The 4,703-nt window shown below is 74.8% G+C and carries 2 protein-coding genes, 1 tRNA gene and 1 pseudogene; all 4 read left to right on the plus strand.

Annotated features, from left to right (window positions below; genetic code table 11):
- Positions 1 to 90, plus strand: a tRNA-Ser gene (locus tag JF597_RS51260).
- Positions 91 to 156: 66 nt separating this feature from the next.
- On the plus strand, positions 157 to 1,242 hold the full coding sequence (locus JF597_RS51265) for an exonuclease SbcCD subunit D (RefSeq protein ID WP_294013423.1): 1,086 nt from the start codon (positions 157 to 159) through the stop codon (positions 1,240 to 1,242).
- Complete coding sequence (locus JF597_RS51270; RefSeq protein WP_294013426.1) at positions 1,239 to 4,157, plus strand: SMC family ATPase; 2,919 nt, start codon at positions 1,239 to 1,241, stop codon at positions 4,155 to 4,157. The genes JF597_RS51265 and JF597_RS51270 overlap by 4 nt, the downstream gene beginning before the upstream one ends.
- 211 nt (positions 4,158 to 4,368) lie before the next feature.
- Positions 4,369 to 4,703: pseudogene (locus JF597_RS51275) on the plus strand (hypothetical protein); the annotation flags it as partial.

The following is a 4,703-nucleotide window of genomic DNA, read 5'->3' on the forward strand; positions in this document are numbered from 1 at the left end:
GGAGGTGTCGCCTAGCCCGGTCTATGGCGCCGCACTGCTAATGCGGTTTGGGTCTCAAGCCCATCGAGAGTTCAAATCTCTCCACCTCCGCCGTTGCTGTCCACAGCTGCCGCGTGGCACCCATGCGGTGTCCGACGTGCTCCCTACCGTGCGGGTGTGCGTCTCCTCCACACCTCCGACTGGCACCTGGGCCGGTCCCTGCACCGGGCCTCGCTCGCCGCGGCGCAGGAGGGCTTCGTCGACCACCTGGTCGACGTGGTGCGGGCCGAGTCGGTGGACGTGGTGGTCGTGTCCGGCGACGTCTACGACCGGGCGGTGCCGCCGCTGGAGGCGGTCGAGCTGTGCTCGTCGGCGTTCGCCCGGCTGCGGGACGCCGGTGCGCGGGTGGTGGTCATCAGCGGCAACCACGACAGCGCCCGGCGGCTGGGCTTCGGGTCCTCGCTGATCGACGCCTCAGGGGTCTTCTTGCGCACGTCGCTGGCGACCGTCGACGTGCCGGTCGTGCTGGACGGGGTGCCGTTCTTCGCGGTGCCCTACCTCGAGCCGGCCGCGCACGGCTTCGGGTCGCACGTCGCCGCGCTGACCGACGCGCTGACCCGGGTGCGGGCGGTCGCGGGTCCGTCCTCGGTCGTGCTGGCGCACTGCTGGGTCGCGGGGGGCGACGCCGCAGAGTCCGAGCGCGACATCTCCGTCGGCGGCGTCTCGCGCGTGCCGGTGTCGCTGTTCGACGGGTTCGGGTACGCCGCGCTCGGCCACCTGCACGGCCCGCAGGTGCTCAGCCCGACGGTGCGGTACTCCGGGTCGCCGCTGGCGTACTCGTTCTCGGATGCGGGCCACGTGAAGGGGTCCTGGCTCGTGGAGCTGGGCGGCACCGTGGAGCTCGTGCCGGCGCCCGTGCCGCGCCGGCTGTCCGTCGTACGCGGGTCGCTCTCGTCGCTGCTCTCGTCGGCGGAGTTCACGAGCGTGGAGCAGGACTGGCTGTCTGTGACGCTGACGGACGCGGCGCGGCCCGACCAGGCGATGGAGCGGCTGCGGTCGCGGTTCCCGCACGTGCTGGTGCTCGGCTTCGAGCCGGCGGGGGTGGCGCGGACGCTGGAGTCCTACGCGTCGCGGGTGCGGGGGTCGGACGTCGAGGTCGCGTCGTCCTTCGTCTCGCACGTGCGGGGCACGTCGGCCACCGCAGCTGAGACCGCGCTGCTCGCGGAGGCGTTCGAGGCGGTCCGGGTCGGGCAGTCGGCATGAGGCCGCACGCGCTGTCGATGACGGGGTTCGGGCCGTTCGCCTCGACCGTCTCGCTCGACCTGGACGCGCTGTCGTCGGCGGGGCTGTTCCTGCTGCACGGCGCGACCGGTGCGGGCAAGACGACGCTGCTCGACGGCATCGGGTTCGCGCTGTTCGGACGGGTGCCGGGGGTGCGCGGACAGGCCAAGCGGCTGCGGTCCGACCACTGCCCGCAGGACGTCCGGACGTCGGTGACGCTCGAGGCCAGCTTCGGTGCGCGCCGCATCCGCATCACCCGGTCGCCTGCCTGGACCCGGCCGAAGACGCGCGGGACAGGTGACGTCACCGAGCAGGGCCGGGTGCTGCTGGAGGAGCTGCGCGGCGGTGCGTGGGAGACGCTGTCGACCCGGCCGCGGGAGGCTGACGACGAGGTCCTCGACCTGGTCGGGATGTCGGCCGAGCAGTTCTTCCAGGTGGTGCTGCTGCCGCAGGGGGAGTTCGCGGCGTTCCTGCGGTCGTCCTCGGCGGAACGGGTGGAGCTGCTCAAGAAGCTGTTCGCCACCGAGCGGTTCGCCGACGTGGAGGACTGGCTGGCCGGTCGCCGCCGGCAGTGCGGCGAACGGGTCGGTGCGGCGCGTGCCGTGGTGGACGACCTGGCTGCCCGGGTGGCCGAGGTGGCCTCAGCCGAGCTGGCCGATCCGGTGTCCGCGGCGTGGGGCAGCTCGCTGCTGGCGGCGTCGGAGCGCGCGCTGGACGAGTCGTCGGGGCTGGTCGCGGAGCGGGAACGCGCGCGGGAGATCGCCCGGGTGGCCGCCGTGGGGGCTGCGCGGCTCGCGGAGCTGCAGGCGCGGCGGCGGGCGGCGCTGGTGCGCTCTGAGACGTTGGCGGCCGGCCGCCCCGCCCGGGTGGCTGCGGCGGTGGAGCTGGATGCCGCCGCGCGTGCCGCGGCGGTCGTGCCGGTGCTCGACGCGTGGACAGCGCGGCGCACGGCACGCGATGCGGCGCTGGCGGCGGTCGCGTCCTCGTGCGCGGCGGAGCTGCCGGTCGAGCAGGTGCGCGCGCGGTCGGCGGAGGCGGTTGCCCGCCGGCACCGGCTCGACGGGCTGCGTGCGGTCGACGAGGCACGTCGGGACGCACTCGCCGTCGTCGGGCAGGCGCGGGCCGAGCAGGCCGACGCGCTGGCCGAGGTCGCCCAGTGCGAGGTGGAGCTGGCCGTGCTGCCGACCCGCCGGGCGGAGCTGGCCGCGCACCTCTCGGCTGCCCGGTCGGCGGTGGCGGCGGTGCCGCAGCTGCAGCTGGAGCGGGACACCCTCGCGGCGCTGCGCCCGGTCGCGGTCCAGCTCGCGGTGACCACAGAGGCCGTCGTCGGGCTGCGGATGTCGCAGCTGGGCGCGCGCGAGACGGCGCTGGCGCTGGAGTCGAAGGCGCTGGAGCTGCGGGTCGCCTCGACCAACTCGATGGTGGCCCGGCTGGCGGCGCTGCTCGAGGACGGCGTCCCGTGCGAGGTGTGCGGATCGCCATCGCACCCGGACCCCAGCTCGCTGCGCGACGAGGGCGTCAGCGTGGAGGACGAGGAGCGGGCCCGGCAGCAGGCGGACGAGGCCCAGGCGGTGGTGCTCGACCTGACGACCCGGCTCGCCACTGCGGTGTCGCGGGAGTCGTCGCTGGTCGAGCGGGTCGGACCATGGACGGCTGCAGCGTTGGACGCCCGGATCGGGGAGCTCGACCTGGAGCTGGACGTGCTGCTCGCCACCGCGGCGCAGCTCGAGGCCCGCGAGCTGGACCTCACCATGCTGGAGACGCGCCGCACCGAGCTGTCGAACCTGCTGGTGGCGGCCACCACCCGTGCGGAGGCCGCGTCCCGGCGTGGCGTCGAGGCGGCGGAGACGGCGGCGGCCCTGGGTGCGGAGCTTTCGCAAGCCGGCGCGGCGGATCTCGCAGCGGCCCTGGCCTCGGCGCAGGCGGACGCGGCGGAGTGGACGGACGCGCTGTCGGCCGCGGAGGGGCTCGCGGTGGCGGTCCGGGAGCTGGCGGCAGCTCAGTCGGACGCCGAGACCGCCTGCGCTGCAGCGGGTTTCGCCGACGTCGACGCGGCGCGGGCGGCGGTGCGGGAGCGGGACTGGTGTGCCGCTCAGACCGCTGCGTTGCGTGAGGCAGCCGACGCCGAGGCGGCACTGGCTGCGGAGCTCGCCGACCCTCAGCTGGCCGTCGACCTCGACGAGCCGGCGCCGGTCGCGACGACCGCCGAGGCGCTGAGTGCGGCCGATGCCGTGCTGGCCGCCACCTCCGCGCAGCACGGCGTGGCGCGGCAGCGGGTCGAGGCGCTCGCCCGTCTGGTGCCGGCGCTGCGCGAGGCGCTGGAGCAGCTGGCGCCGCTCGAGGCCACCGCACGTGAGGTTCGCGCGCTCGCCGACCTGTGCGCCGGCGGCGGCGCCAACGGGCTGCGGATGACGCTCACCTCGTTCGTGCTCGCGGCCCGGCTCGAGGAGGTCGCCGCGGCGGCCAGCGTGCGGCTGCTGCGGATGACGCAGGGGCGCTACGAGCTGGTCCACACCGACGGCTCGGCGCGCGGCGGTGCCCGTTCGGGGCTCGGGCTGCTGGTGCGGGACGGCTGGTCGGGACTGGACCGGGAGACGGCCACGCTGTCCGGTGGGGAGACGTTCCTCGCGGCGCTCGCCCTGGCGCTCGGCCTGGCCGACGTCGTCACCGCGGAAGCGGGCGGCGCGCACATCGGGGCGCTGTTCGTCGACGAGGGCTTCGGGACGCTGGACGAGGAGACCCTCGACGAGGTGATGGACGTGCTCGACGGGCTGCGCGAGGGCGGCCGGGTCGTCGGGCTGGTCTCGCACGTGGCGGAGCTGCGGCAGCGGATCCCGGCGCGGGTCGAGGTGCGCAAGACGCGCGACGGGAGCGGTGTGGTCGTCCACGGCTGCTGAGACACTGGCGGCGTGGATCTCGAGGCGTTCACCGAGGCGGGCCTCTACGACCCGTCCGCCCCGAACGCCCTCCAGCGACGTGAGCTGCTCGAGTTCCTCGTCGAAGACGGCTGCACGATGGAGGAGATGCAGCTCGCGCACGCCCGCGGCCGGCTGTTCGCGCTGGCCGGCGACCGCAGGATCCGACCGCTCGTCGGTCTGCTGACCATCCGTGATGCGGCCGCCCGGTTCGAGGTCGAGCCGCGAGGCGGACATCGACGCGCTCGGCACCTACCTGGACGTGCGACGGTTCCTTGGCGAGGAGACGGCGCTCGCTGTGTCGAGGGTGCTCGGAGCAGCTCTGGCCCGGATCACCGAGGCGGAGTCATCGGCCATGCGCGCCGGCATGCAGGGCGCCATCGACCTCGGCGTCACCGGCGACGAGGCCAAGACTGCGAAGGCGTACGCGACCGTCACCAGGCTGGTCCCGCGCATCGGTCAGATGCTCGACACCTTGCACCGCCAGCACCTCGAGGCCACCCGGGTGCACTTCGAGGACATCGACCG

Origin of the sequence: Streptomyces sp. (assembly GCF_019510245.1) — a bacterium.
In the GTDB taxonomy this organism is placed as follows: Bacteria; Actinomycetota; Actinomycetes; order Streptomycetales; family Streptomycetaceae; genus Streptomyces.